This window comes from Pararhodobacter sp. CCB-MM2, from assembly GCF_001691415.1.
Classification (GTDB): domain Bacteria; phylum Pseudomonadota; class Alphaproteobacteria; order Rhodobacterales; family Rhodobacteraceae; genus Pararhodobacter.
This window is the reverse complement of record NZ_LRRR01000012.1, coordinates 93,608-108,610: the sequence shown is the minus strand read 5'-3', so window position 1 is coordinate 108,610 and position 15,003 is coordinate 93,608. Positions and strand designations below refer to the sequence as shown.

The 15,003-nt window shown below is 69.2% G+C and carries 16 protein-coding genes and 2 riboswitches; of the genes, 14 read left to right on the top strand and 2 right to left on the bottom strand.

Annotation, left to right across the window (positions count from 1 at the left end; translation table 11 throughout):
* Positions 1 to 54 precede the first annotated feature (54 nt).
* Positions 55 to 687 (bottom strand): cob(I)yrinic acid a,c-diamide adenosyltransferase, encoded by a 633-nt coding sequence (cobO, locus tag BCY78_RS13530; RefSeq protein ID WP_068302734.1) that lies wholly within the window; start codon positions 685 to 687, stop codon positions 55 to 57.
* Between the two features lie 36 nt (positions 688 to 723).
* Positions 724 to 928: riboswitch (cobalamin riboswitch) on the top strand.
* A 72-nt stretch (positions 929 to 1,000) separates the two neighbouring features.
* Between cobO and BCY78_RS13525 the strand changes: the two genes are divergently transcribed.
* The 7 genes from BCY78_RS13525 to cobJ are packed head-to-tail and all read left to right on the top strand — an operon-like array spanning position 1,001 to position 8,841.
* Complete coding sequence (locus BCY78_RS13525; protein WP_068302729.1) at positions 1,001 to 1,357, top strand: DUF1636 domain-containing protein; 357 nt, start codon at positions 1,001 to 1,003, stop codon at positions 1,355 to 1,357.
* The gene (gene cobW, locus BCY78_RS13520) at positions 1,358 to 2,395 is read left to right on the top strand and encodes a cobalamin biosynthesis protein CobW (protein ID WP_068302728.1); all 1,038 of its coding nucleotides are present in this window, start codon (positions 1,358 to 1,360) and stop codon (positions 2,393 to 2,395) included.
* A gap of 9 nt (positions 2,396 to 2,404) precedes the next feature.
* Entirely contained in the window at positions 2,405 to 5,635 is a 3,231-nt protein-coding gene (cobN, locus tag BCY78_RS13515; protein WP_068302726.1) for a cobaltochelatase subunit CobN, read from the top strand.
* Complete coding sequence (locus tag BCY78_RS13510) at positions 5,625 to 6,752, top strand: cobalamin biosynthesis protein CobG (protein WP_068302724.1); 1,128 nt, start codon at positions 5,625 to 5,627, stop codon at positions 6,750 to 6,752. The genes cobN and BCY78_RS13510 overlap by 11 nt, the downstream gene beginning before the upstream one ends.
* Positions 6,753 to 7,382: a precorrin-8X methylmutase gene (locus BCY78_RS13505; RefSeq protein WP_068302722.1), complete on the top strand. Its 630-nt coding sequence runs from the start codon at positions 6,753 to 6,755 to the stop codon at positions 7,380 to 7,382.
* Complete coding sequence (cobI, locus tag BCY78_RS13500) at positions 7,379 to 8,098, top strand: precorrin-2 C(20)-methyltransferase (RefSeq protein WP_068302721.1); 720 nt, start codon at positions 7,379 to 7,381, stop codon at positions 8,096 to 8,098. Before BCY78_RS13505 ends, cobI begins: the two co-directional genes overlap by 4 nt.
* Positions 8,095 to 8,841, top strand: a complete 747-nt coding sequence (gene cobJ / locus BCY78_RS13495; RefSeq protein WP_068302720.1) for a precorrin-3B C(17)-methyltransferase — start codon at positions 8,095 to 8,097, stop codon at positions 8,839 to 8,841. The genes cobI and cobJ overlap by 4 nt, the downstream gene beginning before the upstream one ends.
* A gap of 131 nt (positions 8,842 to 8,972) precedes the next feature.
* Here cobJ and BCY78_RS13490 read toward each other — a convergent pair whose 3' ends face one another.
* A complete protein-coding gene (locus tag BCY78_RS13490) occupies positions 8,973 to 9,704 on the bottom strand; it encodes a cobalt-precorrin-6A reductase (protein WP_068302719.1) in 732 nt (243 codons plus the stop codon).
* Between BCY78_RS13490 and BCY78_RS13485 the strand changes: the two genes are divergently transcribed.
* The 7 genes from BCY78_RS13485 to BCY78_RS24680 all read left to right on the top strand — a co-directional run bounded on the left by BCY78_RS13485 (position 9,703) and on the right by BCY78_RS24680 (position 14,986).
* On the top strand, positions 9,703 to 10,902 hold the full coding sequence (locus tag BCY78_RS13485) for a bifunctional cobalt-precorrin-7 (C(5))-methyltransferase/cobalt-precorrin-6B (C(15))-methyltransferase (protein ID WP_068302716.1): 1,200 nt from the start codon (positions 9,703 to 9,705) through the stop codon (positions 10,900 to 10,902). The genes BCY78_RS13490 and BCY78_RS13485 overlap by 2 nt on opposite strands.
* Positions 10,884 to 11,285: a cobalamin biosynthesis protein gene (locus tag BCY78_RS13480; protein WP_369808701.1), complete on the top strand. Its 402-nt coding sequence runs from the start codon at positions 10,884 to 10,886 to the stop codon at positions 11,283 to 11,285. The genes BCY78_RS13485 and BCY78_RS13480 overlap by 19 nt, the downstream gene beginning before the upstream one ends.
* On the top strand, positions 11,282 to 12,067 hold the full coding sequence (gene cobM, locus BCY78_RS13475; RefSeq protein WP_068302711.1) for a precorrin-4 C(11)-methyltransferase: 786 nt from the start codon (positions 11,282 to 11,284) through the stop codon (positions 12,065 to 12,067). The genes BCY78_RS13480 and cobM overlap by 4 nt, the downstream gene beginning before the upstream one ends.
* On the top strand, positions 12,064 to 13,368 hold the full coding sequence (locus BCY78_RS13470; RefSeq protein WP_068302710.1) for a cobyrinate a,c-diamide synthase: 1,305 nt from the start codon (positions 12,064 to 12,066) through the stop codon (positions 13,366 to 13,368). Before cobM ends, BCY78_RS13470 begins: the two co-directional genes overlap by 4 nt.
* Before the next feature lie 88 nt (positions 13,369 to 13,456).
* Positions 13,457 to 14,173: a uroporphyrinogen-III C-methyltransferase gene (cobA, locus tag BCY78_RS13465; protein ID WP_068302709.1), complete on the top strand. Its 717-nt coding sequence runs from the start codon at positions 13,457 to 13,459 to the stop codon at positions 14,171 to 14,173.
* Positions 14,170 to 14,487: a DUF1636 family protein gene (locus BCY78_RS13460; RefSeq protein WP_068302706.1), complete on the top strand. Its 318-nt coding sequence runs from the start codon at positions 14,170 to 14,172 to the stop codon at positions 14,485 to 14,487. Before cobA ends, BCY78_RS13460 begins: the two co-directional genes overlap by 4 nt.
* A gap of 92 nt (positions 14,488 to 14,579) precedes the next feature.
* Positions 14,580 to 14,792: riboswitch (cobalamin riboswitch) on the top strand.
* Positions 14,793 to 14,821: 29 nt separating this feature from the next.
* Positions 14,822 to 14,986 (top strand): CbtB domain-containing protein, encoded by a 165-nt coding sequence (locus BCY78_RS24680; protein WP_083195025.1) that lies wholly within the window; start codon positions 14,822 to 14,824, stop codon positions 14,984 to 14,986.
* Positions 14,987 to 15,003: the final 17 nt, after the last annotated feature.

The window sequence follows — 15,003 nt, the reverse complement described above, 5'->3', positions numbered from 1 at the left end:
CGAAGCCCGAGGGGGCAGACAGCCCCCTTCTTCCTTTCTAGCCTGCGCTTCAGCTCAGAATTCGACCCCAGCCTGCGCCTTGATCCCCGCGCGGAACGGATGCTTCACCAGCGTCATCTCGGTCACCAGATCGGCCAGCTCGATCAGCTCAGGCTTGGCGTTACGGCCGGTCAGGACGACATGCGTCATCTCGGGCTTCTCGTCGCGCAGGAAGTCCAGAACCTCCTGCAGGTCGAGGTAATCATAGCGCAGGGCGATGTTAATCTCATCGAGAAGCACCATGCGGATCTCAGGGTCGCGGATCAGGTCCTTGGCCTTCTCCCAGCCCCGCGCGGCGGCGGCGATGTCGCGGGACTTGTCCTGCGTCTCCCAAGTGAAGCCCTCGCCCATCGCGTGGAACTGGCACAGTTCGCCGAAATTCTCGGTGAGCAGACGGCGCTCGCCGGTATCCCAGCCGCCCTTGATGAACTGCACCACGGCGCAGGGCATGCCATGCGCGATGGAGCGCAGGATCATGCCGAAGCCGGACGAGGATTTCCCCTTCCCCGGCCCGGTATGCACAATGATCAGGCCCTTCTCGCCCTGCCGGTCTTCCTTCATCCGGTCGCGCGCGGCCTTGATCTTCTGCATCTTGGCCTTGTGCTTTTCGGCGTCCACATCGGCGCTGTTGTCGGCGTCATCCTGCATCGCGTCGCATCCTTGCTTGACTTGAACGGCCCCGCGGCGCATGTCCGCAGGGCTGGTGCCTGTCCTCTGTGGGCAGGTGAAAAGGGAATGCGTACCGGGGTCAACCTGAAAGCGCAGCCGCCCCCGCGACCGTGACCGGAGGGGCCCTCCATCGCCACTGGTGAAAACCGGGAAGGCGGGGGGCCGCGGCGAGAGCCGAACTCCGCAAGCCGGGAGACCTGCCAGCGCCGTGAGACAACCAGCCGGACGGGGTGTTCCGGTGTCGGGTCAAGCCTGTCGGCGCCCGCACCCTATCCCCGCCAGAAAGTACAGGATGACCGAGACGGTCGAACTTCTGGTCTGCGTGACCTGCAAGAGGGACGGCATGGACCCCGCCGCCCCGCGCCCCGGCCGCCTTCTGGCCGACGCGCTGTCGGGCGCGATGCCCGAGGGTGTCGTGTTGCGTGAGACCGAATGCCTGTCCAACTGCACCCGCGGCTGCACCGTGGCCCTGCGCGGGCCGGGCCGCTGGACCTATGTCTACGGCAATCTCGCGCCCGAGCAGGCCGAGACCGTCACCGACGGCGCCGCCAAGTTCCGCGCCGCAGCAGATGGCCTCGTGCCGTGGCGCGAACGCTCCGACCATTTCCGCAAGAATTGCATCGCCCGAATCCCGCCGCTGGAGGCCTGAATGTCGACCCTGAACAAAGTCCCCGTCACCGTCATCACCGGCTTCCTCGGCTCGGGCAAGACCACCCTCATCTCGCACCTGATCCGCAACGCCGGCGGGCGTCGCCTGGCGGTCGTGGTCAATGAATTCGGCACGCTGGGTGTCGATGGCGAGACCCTGAAATCCTGCGCGATCCCCGATTGCCCTGAGGAAAACATCGTCGAGCTGGCCAATGGCTGCATCTGCTGCACCGTCGCCGATGATTTCGTGCCGACCGTCGAGGCCCTTCTGGCGATGGAGCCGCGCCCCGATCACATCCTGATCGAGACCTCGGGCCTTGCCCTGCCGAAGCCTCTGCTCAAGGCCTTCGACTGGCCCGATATCCGCTCGCGCATCACCGTCGACGGCGTGATCGCGCTGGCCGATGCCGAGGCTGTCGCCGCCGGTCGCTTCGCCCCCGATGTCGCCGCCGTGGACGCCCAGCGCGCCGCTGATGACTCGATCGACCATGAGACCCCGCTGTCCGAGGTGTTCGAGGATCAGATCTCCTGTGCCGACGTGATCCTGCTCACGAAGGCCGATCTCGCCGGGGCCGAGGGTCTTGCCGCCGCCCGCGCCGTGATCGCCGCCGAGGCCCCGCGCCCGCTGCCCGTGGTCGATGTGACCGAAGGCGCCGTCGATCCGCGCGTGATCCTCGGGCTGGAAGCGGCCGCCGAGGACGACCTCGCCGCCCGCCCCTCGCATCACGACGGGCACGATGACCACGAGCATGACGATTTCGACACCATCGTTGTCGAGCTGGGCGAGGTGGACGACCTGTCCGCGCTGTGTGGCAAGATCGAGCAGATGGCGCGCGATCTCGATATCCTGCGGGTGAAGGGCTATGTCGCGGTCACGGGCAAGCCGATGCGCGCGCTGGTGCAGGCGGTGGGCGCGCGCGTGCGTCACCAGTTCGACCGCGCGTGGAAGCCGGGCGAGGCGCGCCAGACCTCGCTGGTGGTCATCGCCGAGCATGACCGCATCGACGAGGCCGCGATCAAGGCGGCGCTGGGTCTGTAAGAGGTAGGGATGCACGTCCTCTTCCGCGAAAGCCACGGGCTCGAGGAGACGGCAACGCCGCAGGATCTGGGGCAGACGCCCGCGGATCTGGTGGTGCTGTCCTTCTCCGATTCCGACCTTGGCGCTTTCGCGGCGGGGTGGCATCGCGCCAAGGGCAAGCTGCCGGGCCTGCGGCTGGCCAATCTGTCGGCGCTGAAGCATCCGCTCTCGGTCGATACCTATATCGAGCAGACGCTGTCCGGTGCGAAGGGCGTGCTGATCCGGCTGATCGGCGGCGTGCCCTATTGGTCCTACGGTCTGCAACAGGTGCAGGCTCTGGCCACGCGCACGGGCCTCGCCATCGCGGTTCTACCCGCCGATGGCCGTCCCGATCCGCGTCTGGATGAGGTCAGCACCCTGCCCGTCTCGACCCTGCGGCGCCTGCAGCATCTGTGCGACCAGGGCGGCGCGGTGGCGGCGCAGGCGGCGTTGCAGCAATTCTCGCTGGCGTGCGGGCTCTATGCCCCGCCGGTCAAGGGCGTGCGCGCGACGCCCGAGGTCGGCGCTTGGACCCCCGCCGGCGTGACCTGCCCGGCGGCCCTGTCCTTCGGCACCCGCCCCCGCGTGCTGCTGACCTTCTACCGCGCCTATCTGACCGCCGCCGATACCGAGCCCTTGGAGCAGATCGCGCGGGCCTTCGACGCGGCCGGCTATGACGTGATCGGCCTGTTTGCGCCGTCCCTGAAGGCCCCACAGGCGCGCGGCTGGCTGGCGCGTTGGGTCAAACACCTCGCCCCCGCTGCCGTGGTCAACGCCACCGCCTTCTCGGCGCAGGACGGCGGCGCCTCGCCTTTGGATGCCGCCGGCGTGCCGGTGTTTCAGGTCGCGCTGGCCACCAATCCGCGCAAGGCGTGGGACGAGAGCGACCGCGGCCTCTCGCCCGCCGATCTGGCGATGCATGTGGTGCTCCCCGAGGTCGACGGGCGCATCTTCGGCTCCATCGTCAGCTTCAAGGGCGCCGCCGATCCCGACCCCGACCTGCAATTCGCCCGCACCCATCACCGCGCGGAGCCCGAGCGCATCGCCGCCTTGGTCGCCCGCGTGCAGGCGTGGCACCGGCTGGCCACCACGCCCACTGCCGAACGCCGCCCGGCGCTGGTGCTGTCGACCTATCCCGGCAAGGGCTGGCAGATGGCGCATGCGGTGGGCCTCGATGCCCTCGCCTCGGCTCAGGCGATCCTGCAAAGCCTGCGCGAGGCGGGCCATGACATCACGGAGGCAGACCCCAAGGCGCTGGAAACCGAGCGCGTCGAATGGCCCGTGTTTGACTACCGCCGCGCATTGGCCGCCCTGCCGCAAGCGCTGCAGGAGGACGTCCACTCCGCCTGGGGCGACCCCGAGGACGACCCCGATATCCACGACGGCGCCTTCCGCTTCGCCGCCATCCGCGCGGGCAAGGCATGGGTCGCGCTGCAGCCCGAACGGGGCACGCCGCGCGCCCGTGAGGATGATTACCACGACGTCGCCAAGACCCCGCGCCATGCCTATGTCGCCTTCTATCTCTGGCTGAAACAGCAGGCCGATGCGCTGGTGCATATCGGCGCGCATGGCACGCTGGAATGGCTGCCGGGCAAATCCGTCGCCCTGTCCGACGCGTGCTGGCCCGAGGCCCTGACCCGCGCCCTGCCCGTGATCTACCCCTTCATCGTCAACGACCCCGGCGAGGCCGCGCAGGCCAAACGCCGCATCGGCGCGGTGACCTTGGGCCATGTGCCGCCCCCGATGACCGAGGCGCAGGCGGGCGCGGGGATGACGCATCTCGAAGGGCTGCTCGACGAATTCTCGAACGCGGACGGCCTCGATCCCTCGCGCCGGAACCGCCTGCAACAGGACATCCGCACCGAGGCTCAGGCGCTGGGGCTGGAGGCCGAGCTGGGGCTGACCACCGCCACCTCACTGGCCGAAGCGATCACCCGCATCGACCGCTTCGTCTGCGACGTGAAGGAAAGCCAGTTCGGCGAGGGGCTGCATATCTTCGGCACCGGCGAGCATGGCGCCTCGGAAACCGACGGCCTCCTGCGCGCGCTGTCCGGCCGTTTCGTGCCCGCCGGCCCTTCCGGGTCCCCATGGCGCGGCCGCAAGGATGTGCTGCCGACCGGGCGCAACCTGTTCACCACCGACCCCCGCGCTGTGCCGACCCGCGCCGCTTATGCCCAAGGCGTGAAGCTGGCCGAGGAACTGGTGCGCCGCCACTTGCAGGACCACGGCGATTACCCGCGCGGGCTGGTCGTGGACCTCTGGGGCAGCGCCACGATGCGCACGGCGGGCGAGGAATTCGCCATGGCGCTGCATCTCTTAGGCGCGAAGCCCGTCTGGGACGGCGATTCCGGCCGGGTGAACGGCGTCGAGATCCTGCCGATCGCCGAACTCGACCGCCCGCGTCTGGATGTGACCCTGCGCGTCTCGGGCCTGTTCCGCGACGTTTTCCCCGAGCTTTCGGCCCTGTTCTCGACCGCCGTGAAAGCGCTCGCCGCGCGCGACGAGGCGCCCGACTGGAACCCCTACGCCGGCAGCGAGGATCTGAGCCGCGTCTATGGCCCGAAACCTGGCACCTATGGTCTGTCGATGGGCGAGACGCCCGACACCTATAGCGACGAGGCCCGTCACGCGGCGGGCGAGGCATGGCTGAAAGCCAGCGCCCATGCGCTCGACACCGGCGAGATGGATGCCGAGGGGCTGAAAGCCCGCGTGCGCCATGCCGATGCCTTCGTCCACCTGCAGGACCTGCCCGAGACCGACCTGCTGCTGGCTGCCGACTATGCCGCGCATGAGGCCGGGTTCGCCGCCGCCCAGAAGATCACCGGCGGCAAGGCCGCGCTCTATCACCTCGACGCGCGCGACCCGTCCAAACCCGCGGCCCGCACCCTGACCGAGGAACTGGCCCGCGTCGTCCGGGCCCGTGCCGCGAACCCCAAGTGGATCGACGGCATGATGAACCACGGCTTCCGGGGCGCGGCCGAGATCGCCGCGACGCTCGATCACCTCGGCGCCTTCGCCCATCTCGCCGCCGCCGTGCCGCCGCAACTGTTCGACCTCTACCACGAGGCGACCTTGGGCCGAGAGGACGTCCGCGATTTCCTCCAGCGTGAGAACCCGCAGGCCTTGGCGGCGATGGAGGCGCGTTTTGCCGACTTGCACGCGGCGGGGCTCTGGTCCACACGGAGAAACTCCATTCTGGCTGGGCTGACCCATGAGCTTTGAGGTGAAAGGCTGGTGTCCGGGTGCGCTGCGCCCGATGCTCTCGGGCGACGGATATGTCGTCCGCGTGCGGCCCCGGCTGGCCCAGCTGAGCGTCGATCAGGTGCTGGGGTTGTGCTCCGCCGCCGAGGAACATGGCGCGGGGCTGGTGGACCTGACCAACCGCGCCAACCTGCAGCTGCGCGGCGTGACGCAGGCGGCCCTGCCCTATCTGCTGGCCGAACTGACCGAGCTTGATCTCATTGACCCCGATGTCGAGACCGAGACCCGCCGCAACATCGTCACCGCGCCGACCTGGGCCGACGGCGGGGATACCCATCGCCTCGCCTCGGAACTGATGGCGCGGCTGTCGGAACTGCCTGCTTTGCCGCCGAAGATGGGCTTTGCCATTGATGCTGGCCCCGGACCGGTGCTGCGCGATGTGCCGTCCGACTTCCGCATCGAACGCTCGCGCCAGCGCGGGCTGATCCTGCGGCCCGAGGGGCTGGGCATGGGCATCCCGCTCGCCCCCGGGCAAGAGATCGACACCCTGATCCGCCTCTGCCACTGGTTCATCGAGAGCGGCGGTGCCGAGGCCGGGCGCATGGCACGCCACGAGGCCCCGCTGCCCGGGTGGGCCGAACAAAGCCTCGCCCCGGCCCCGCGCCGCGAGGCCCTGCGTTCCGGCCCACATGCCTTGGGGACGGTGCTGGGCTGTGCCTTCGGGCAGGTGAAGGCCTCGGACCTCGCCACCGCCGTTGTCGAAAGCGAAGCCCGCGCGCTGCGCGTCACGCCTTGGCGCGCGGTGCTGCTGGTCGACGGCCGTCCCGGCCCGCGCGAGGGCCTTGTGTGGGAGGCCGACACGCCGTCCCTGCGCGTTGATGCCTGCCCCGGTGCGCCCTTCTGCCCGCAATCCACCGTCGAGACCCGCGCCTTGGCGCTGGCCCTCGCCCCCCATGTGCCGGGCCGCCTGCATGTCAGCGGCTGTGCCAAGGGCTGTGCCCGTCCCGCCTCGGCCGATGTCGTCATCGTCGGTGAAAACGGCGCATACGGTGTCGCAAAGAATGCCCGCGCGGGCGATCCCCTGACCCAACACGGTTTGAGCGCCGAGGATGTGCTCGCCCAATTCGGAGCGAAATGAATGCCCTGGACCTATGAGACCGACGGCGCGGCGATCTACCGCCAGTCCTTTGCCACGATCCGCGCCGAGGCCGATCTGGCCGCGTTCGACGCCGACGAGGAACAGGTCGTCGTCCGCATGATCCACGCCGCCGGGATGGTCGGTCTGGAGAAATTCGTGAAGATGTCGCCCGGCTTCGTGGTGGCGGCCCGCACGGCGCTGGAGAACGGCGCGCCGATCCTCTGCGATGCGCGCATGGTGTCCGAGGGCGTGACCCGCTTCCGCCTGCCCGCCGACAACGCGGTGATCTGCACCCTGCATGACGCCGGGGTGCCGGAACTGGCGAAGGAGATGGCAAACACCCGCTCCGCCGCCGCGCTGGAGCTGTGGCGTCCGCATCTGGAAGGCGCTGTCGTCGCCATCGGCAACGCGCCGACCGCTTTGTTCCACCTTTTGAACATGCTCGAAGACCCCGATTGCCCGCGCCCGGCGGCGATCATCGGCTGCCCGGTCGGCTTCGTCGGCGCCATGGAATCGAAGGACGCGCTGTGGCAGGTCCAGCCGGTGCCGTCCTGCATCGTCGAGGGGCGCCTGGGTGGCTCGGCCATCACCGTCGCCGCGATCAACGCCATCGCGAGCCGCAAGGAATGAGCGGGACCGTTCACGGCGTGGGCCTCGGCCCCGGTGCGCAGGATCTGATGAGCGTGCGCGCCGACCGGCTGATCCGGGGTGCTGCGCATGTCGCCTATTTCCGCAAGGCCGGGAAGCCCGGTCAGGCGCGCCGTATCGTCGAGGGGATGTTGCGCCCCGACGTGGTCGAATTCCCGATGGATTACCCGGTCACGACCGAGATCCCGCTGGCCGATCCGCGCTACGCCGCTTGTCTTTCGGAATTTTACGAAGAAGTAGCCGCCCATCTGCGCAGCTTGGCCGAGACCGGCGAGGATATCGTCGTGCTGGCCGAGGGCGATCCCTTCTTCTACGGCTCGTTCATGCATCTGTTCACGCGGTTGGAGGCCCATGTGCCGGTTCGCGTCGTGCCCGGCATCACCGGCATGTCCGCCGCCTGGACCGCGACCGGCGCGCCGATCACCTGGGGCGATGACGTGCTGACAGTGGCCCCCGCAACGCTGCCCGAACCGGACCTGCAAGCCCGCATCGCCGGGACCGACGCCTTGGTGGTGATGAAAATCGGTCAGAACCTGCCGAAGCTGAAACGCGCCGTCGAGGCGGCGGGCCGGATGGGCGATGCCTGGCTCGTGGAATACGCCGCGATGGCGGATGAGCGGGTGGTAAAGCTGTCGGATGTGGAAAAGGCCCCGTACTTTTCCATTGCGATGATCCACGGACAGGGGCGTCGGCCATGACCGGATGGGTGGTGATTGCAGGCCTTGGGCCGGGCCGCGAAAGCCTCGTGACACCGGAAGTGCGCGAGGCGCTGGCTGAGGCGACGGATGTGGTCGGCTACATCCCCTATGTCGCCCGCATCGCGCCGCGCGAGGGGCTGACGTTGCATGCGTCCGATAATCGGGTGGAACTCGGCCGTTCGCGCCACGCGCTGGAGATGGCCGCCGAGGGGAAGAAGGTGGTCGTTGTCTCCTCGGGCGATCCCGGGGTTTTTGCCATGGCCGCCGCCGTGTTCGAGGCACTGGAAGCGGGGCCCGAGGACTGGCGCGCGTTGGAGATCCGGGTTTTGCCGGGCATCACCGCGATGCTGGCGGCTGCGGCGGCCGCCGGTGCTCCGCTGGGACACGACTTCTGCGCGATCAACCTGTCGGACAATTTGAAACCGTGGTCGCTGATTGAGAAGCGGTTGCGGCTGGCCGCCGAGGCGGATTTCGCCATGGCCTTCTACAACCCGCGCTCGAAATCCCGGCCCGAGGGCTTTGCCCGCACGCTGGAGATCCTGCGCGAGGCCTGTGACGACAACCGCCCGGTGCTGTTCGCCCGTGCGGTCTCGACCCCCGAGCAGGCGCTCAGGATCGTGCCGCTGACCGAGTGCACGCCCGAGATGGCCGACATGCGGACCATGGTGATCGTCGGCAATTCCGCGACGCGGGTGATCGACACGCCGCGGGGCCCGATCCTGTACACGCCGAGAAGCGCATGAGGCGAGGAGTTTCGCCCTTCTTGCCCGCTGACGCGGGCGCGGCGGGCGACCAAGCCTCGCTTCGCTCGGCTTTGGGGGGCGCTGCCCCCCGCCTTCGGCTCCCCCCGGGATATTTTCGGAACGAAGATGGGTTAGGCCGAGAGCCAGGTGAGGACGTCGGCGATGTCGTGGACCTCGTGGCGCGGGGGCAGGCTGGGGCGGTCGATCATCAGGACCGGCAGGCCAAGTTTGCGTGCGGCGTCGAGTTTCGAGACCGAGCCGGTGCCGCCGGCGTTCTTCGAGACCACGAGGTCGATCTTGTGGTCGCGCATCAGGGCCTCGTCGGCGTCAGAGCTGAAGGGGCCGCGGTCGACGACGACGGTATGGTTCGGCAGGGGCGCGGGTTCCTTGGGTTCGTCGACGAGGCGCAGCAGGTAGGTGTGCTGGGGCTGGGGCGCGAATTCGTGCACATGCATTCGGCCGATCGCCAGCATGACGTTCTTCGCCGGGCCGTCGAGCGCCGCCACCGCCGCCGGGATATCCGCGACGCTGCGCCAGTTGTCGCCGGGGCCAGGGGTCCAAGCCGGGCGGGTCAGGGCGACCAGAGGCGTGCCGGTATCGGCGCAGGCCGTGACAGCGTTGGTGCTCATCTGCGCCGCGAAGGGGTGGGTCGCGTCGATCACATGGGTGATCGCGTGATCCTTGAGGTATTGCACCAGACCGGGGACGCCGCCGAAGCCGCCGATCCGGACCGGGATCGGCTGCGGCTTCGGGCGCTCGACCCGGCCCATGTAGCTGAGGGTCGCTGGGATCTGCGCCTCGGCCAGGGCTTTGGCCATGGCGCTGGCCTCCATCGTGCCGCCGAGGAGAAGGACGTTTGTCATGGCTGAGGCTCCCTGGCTGACCATTCTGGGTTTGGGCGAAGATGGACCGGCGGGGCTGACGGATGCAAGCCGCGCCGCGCTGGACGCGGCCGAGGTGGTGATGGGCCCGGCGCGGCATCTGGCGCTGTTGCCGGCGGTGGCGGCGGAGCGGGTCGCATGGCCGGTGCCGTTTGCGGACGGGTTGCCGGTGCTGATGGGCTATCGCGGGCGGCGGGTGGTGATGCTGGCCTCGGGCGATCCGTTCTGGTTCGGGGCGGGGACGGTGGTCACGCGGGAATTGGCGGCGGGCGAATGGGTGGCGCTGCCGGGGGCGTCGTGTTTCTCGCTCGCGGCCTCGCGGCTGGGCTGGGGGTTGGAGGGCGTGGCCTGTCTGGGCCTGCACGCGGCGCCCTTGTCGCGGTTGCGGCCGATGCTGGCGCCGGGGGCGCGGGCGGTGGTGACCCTGCGCGACGGAACGGCGGTGGTGGAACTGGCCGGCTATCTCGCGAGTGAGGGCTTCGGAACCTCGGCGCTGACAGTGCTGGAGGCCTTGGGCGGGCCGCGCGAGCGGGTGCGCCGGGTTATGGCCGAGGGCTATGCGCTGGAGAATGTGCAGCATCCGGTGGCAGTGGCCATCGAGATCGCGGGCGATGGCGCGGTGATGGGCGCGGCTTCCGGGCGGGCGGATCAGTGGTTTGCCAATGACGGGCAGATCACCAAGCGGCCGGTGCGGGCTTTGGCGCTGTCGGTCTTGGCGCCGCGGCCGGGCGAGTTGCTGTGGGATATCGGCGCGGGCTCGGGTTCGATCGGGATCGAGTGGTTGCTGTCGCATTCCTCGCTGCGTGCCATCGGGTTTGAGGGACATCCCGAGCGCGCCGCGCGGGCGCGGGAGAATGCGCTGAGGCTGGGCGTGGATCGGCTGGTGATCGCCGAGGGGCGCGCGCCGGAGGTCCTGCAGGGCCAGCCGCTGCCCGATGCGGTGTTCATCGGCGGCGGGCTGTCTCAGACGCTGCTGGATCAGCTTTATGCGCTGCTGAAGCCGGGCACGCGGCTGGTCGCCCATGCGGTGACGCTGGAATCCGAGGCGATGCTGGCCATGGCCCATGCCGCGAAGGGCGGGAGCCTGTTGCGGGTGGAGCTGGCGGAATCGCAGCCCTTGGGATCGCGCCGGGGCTGGAAATCGGCCTATCCCATCGTGCAATGGAACGTCACGCTGTGATCGTCGCGGGGTTCGGCTTTACGTCGGCGGCGACTCTCGGCTCGCTGCGATCGGTGCTAGATGCTGTGACGCTGGCCACCCGCGTACAACCCGAGGCGCTGGCCACATTGGCTGACAAGGCCGAGACCCTGCGCCCGCTGGCGGACCTGTTGCACCTGCCCCTGATCGACGTCACCCCGGATGCCGCAGGCCATCTGCCCGAGACCGCCACCCAGTCCGAGGCCAGCCTTGCGGCGCGCGGCACGGGTTCGGTCGCCGAGGCCTCGGCGCTTGCCGCGGCGGGTCCGGGCGCGTATCTGCTGGGCCCGCGCATGGTGTCACCCGACCGGCTGGCAACCTGTGCCTTCGCCAGCTCTGCTCCTGCGAAAGGAAAGACCGCATGACCGTCCATTTCGTCGGCGCCGGACCGGGCGCTCCGGACCTTCTGACCCTGCGCGGCCGGGATATCATCGCGGCAAGCCCCGTGTGCCTGTACGCGGGCTCGCTGGTGCCTGAGGCTGTGCTGGGTCATTGCCCCGAGGGCGCGCGGATTGTGAACACGGCGCCGCTGTCGCTGGACCAGATCATGGAGGTGATCGCCGAGGCGCATGAAGCGGGTCAGGACGTGGTGCGGCTGCATTCGGGCGATCTGTCAGTCTATTCCGCGATGGGCGAGCAGTTGCGGCGCCTGCGTGAGCTGGGCATTCCGTACACGGTGACGCCGGGCGTGCCCGCTTTTGCTGCCGCGGCCGCAGCGTTGGGGAGCGAGCTGACCCTGCCGGGCCTCGCGCAATCCGTGGTGCTGACTCGGACGCCGGGCCGCGCCAGCGCCATGCCCGAGGGCGAGACGCTGGAGAATTTCGCCGCCACCGGCGCGACGCTCTGCATCCATCTGTCGATCCACAATCTTGAGAACACCGTGGCGCAGCTGGCCCCGGCCTATGGCGCGGATTGCCCGGTCGCCGTGGTCTGGCGGGCGACATGGCCGGAACAGCGGATCGTGCGCGGGACCCTGGGGACGATCGAGGCGCTGGTCGCAGGCTCGATGGAGCGCACGGCGCTGATCCTTGTCGGCCCGGCGCTGGCGGGCGAGGGGTTCGAGGAGAGCTGCCTCTACGCCACCGATTACGACCGGCGCTTCCGGCCGCAGACGGCGGAGTCGGTCTACGCGGATTCCAAGGAATGAAGGGGCTCCTCGTCTCGGCCCCCGCCTCGGGCACCGGCAAGACCACGGTCATGCTGGGGCTGTTGCGCGCGCTCTCGGACGAGGGGCTGGTGGTGCAGCCGTTCAAATCGGGGCCGGATTACATCGACCCGGCCTTCCACCGCGCGGCCTGCGGGCGGGCCTCGTTCAACCTCGACAGCTGGGCGATGGGCGAGGGGTTGCTTGATGCCATCGCCGGCGAGGCGGCGGGGGCCGATATCTGCGTCGCCGAAGGGTCGATGGGGCTTTATGACGGCGTGGCCTTTCCGGGCGCGCTGGGGCATGGGTCGTCCGCCGAGACGGCGGCGCGTATGGGCTGGCCGGTGGTGCTGGTGATCGACGTCTCGGGTCAGGCGCAATCGGCGGCGGCGACGGCTCTGGGCTTCCGCGCCTATCGGCCGGACTTGCCGTTTGCCGGCGTGATCCTGAACCGCGTGGCCTCGCCCCGGCATGAGCGTCTGGCGCGGCTGGGGATGGAGGCCGCCGGGATGAAGGTGCTAGGCGTGCTGCCCCGGCGCGGCGATCTGAAGCTGCCGGAGCGGCATCTGGGGCTGGTGCAGGCGGTCGAGCATCCGGATCTGGACCGGGCGATTGCCGATTACGCGGCGTTTCTGCGCGAGAATGTGGACCTTGGCGCGATCAAGGCGGCCGCGGATGGTGGGTTGAAAACCCACCCTACGGGCCTGCGCCTGACCCCGCCCGCACAGCGCATCGCGCTGGCGCAGGACGCGGCGTTTTCCTTTGCCTATCCGCATCTCGTCGAGGGCTGGCGCAAGGCCGGGGCCGAGATCCTGCCCTTCTCGCCCCTCGCCGATCAGGCCCCGCCTGAGGCGGATCTGGTCTGGCTGCCGGGCGGTTACCCTGAGCTGCATGCGGGGGTTCTGGCCGGGGCCGAGCGGTTCCGGACCGGGCTGCGGGCGCATGCGGCGGTGAAGCCGGTGCATGGCGAATGCGGGGGCTATATGGCGCTTGGCGAGGCGCTGATTGACAAGGACGGGGTGCGGCACCGGATGGCGGGGCTCTTGGGGTTGGTCACCAGCTACGAGAAACGGAAGATGCATCTGGGCTATCGCCGGGCCGAGCTGGTCGCCGGGATGCCGGGGCATGGCGCGGGGGCGGTCCTGCGGGGGCATGAATTCCATTATTCGACGATCCTCGAACAACCGGACGAAGTGCTGGCGCGGGTGACGGATGCCGAGGGCGCTGCGGTGCCCGAGACGGGATCGGTGCGCGGGACGGTCAGCGGGACGTTCTTCCATCTGATCGCGGAGGATGCCCGATGAGTGTCGTGCTTTGTGGGCAGCCGTGGACGGGGGGCGCTGCCCCCCGAGCCCCCCGGGATATTTGTAGAACAAAGATGGGGGTGGCGGCGTGACGGGGTTCGTTTCCTTCGTGGGCTCGGGGCCAGGTGACCCGGAGCTGTTGACTGTCAAGGCGGTGAACCGGCTGAAGGCTGCCGAGGTCATCCTGTTTGACGATCTGTCCTCGGGGCCAATTCTGGAGCTGGCCAATCCGGCGGCGGAACTGATCGCGGTGGGCAAACGGGCCGGGCGGCCCTCGCCGAAGCAGGATCATGTGAGCCAGCTGCTGGTCGATTACGCGCAGGACAGCGCCAAGGTCGTGCGGCTGAAGTCGGGCGATTCGGGGATCTTCGGGCGGCTCGAGGAAGAGATTACCGCGCTGCGGGCGGCCGGGATCGGTTATGAGATCATTCCCGGCGTGACCTCGGCCATGGCGGCTGCCGCTGCCGCCGGCATTCCGCTGACCCGTCGATTGGAGGCGCGGCGCGTGCAGTTCGTGACCGGCCATGACGTCGCGGGCGCCCTGCCCGAGGGGCTGAACATGGCGGCGCTGGCAGATGCGCAGGCGACGACCGTGGTGTTCATGCCCAAGCGCACCTTCGCCACCTTGGCCGAGCGGCTGCTGGCGGCGGGCCTGCCGGGGAGCACGCCGGCGATGCTGGCCGAGAACGTGAGCCATCCGACGCAGAAGATCACCCGCTCGACCATTGCAGGGCTGGCCGAAGCCCTGGCGGAGGCCGATCCGCGGGCGGCGGGGCTGATCCTGTACGGCCCGCTCGCGGAATGAAGGTCACGCTCTGTGCCACCTGCGCTCTCGGGCGGTCGGGCTTCGCCGAGACGCTGGCCGGGGCGCTGGCGGAGGCCGGGATCACGGCCCAGATCGCCACGACCGAGTGCATGTCGGGCTGCAAGACGCCCTCGACCCTCGCTGTGCGGGCCAAGGGCAAGATGGCCTATCTGTTCGGCGAGCTGACGGCGGCGGATCTGCCCGACCTTCTGACCTTCGCGCGGCTCTATTCCGAATCGCCCGACGGTACGCTGGCCGACGCCCGACCGATCGGCGCCTTGCGCTTCAAGGCCTTGGCCAGAATCCCCGCGTAACATCCATCCCGGCATAACATCCCGGCGTGATGAATAGGTCGCATCCGGCACCGGCGATGCCGCGATCCGCCTTGACCCAAAGGCCCTCTTCCGGCAAGTGTGAGGGGTCAGGTGCCCTGATGAGGTGAAAACCGAGGGGCTGAAACGGGAACGGGGTGAAATGCCTCGGCCGCCCCCGCGACTGTCAGCGGAGAGCTGGCTGCCACGATGCCACTGCCCCAAAGCCCTCGGGACAAAGGGACGGGAAGGCGGCAGTCCGCAGCGACCCGCGAGCCAGGAGACCGGCCCGACGCCAACGCAACACCGCCGTCGGAGGGACGGCAAGGAGACCGAGATGAACACCACGACCCAGACCCAGTCGAAAACGCTGCTGGCCCCCGTCCTCGCCATGGCGGTGATCGGCCTGACCGTTCTCATGGCTGTGGGCCACGCGCAGTCGCAGACCCTGCACGACGCTGCGCATGACATGCGTCACGCGACCGGCTTCCCCTGCCACTGAGCAGTTAGCCACATCTG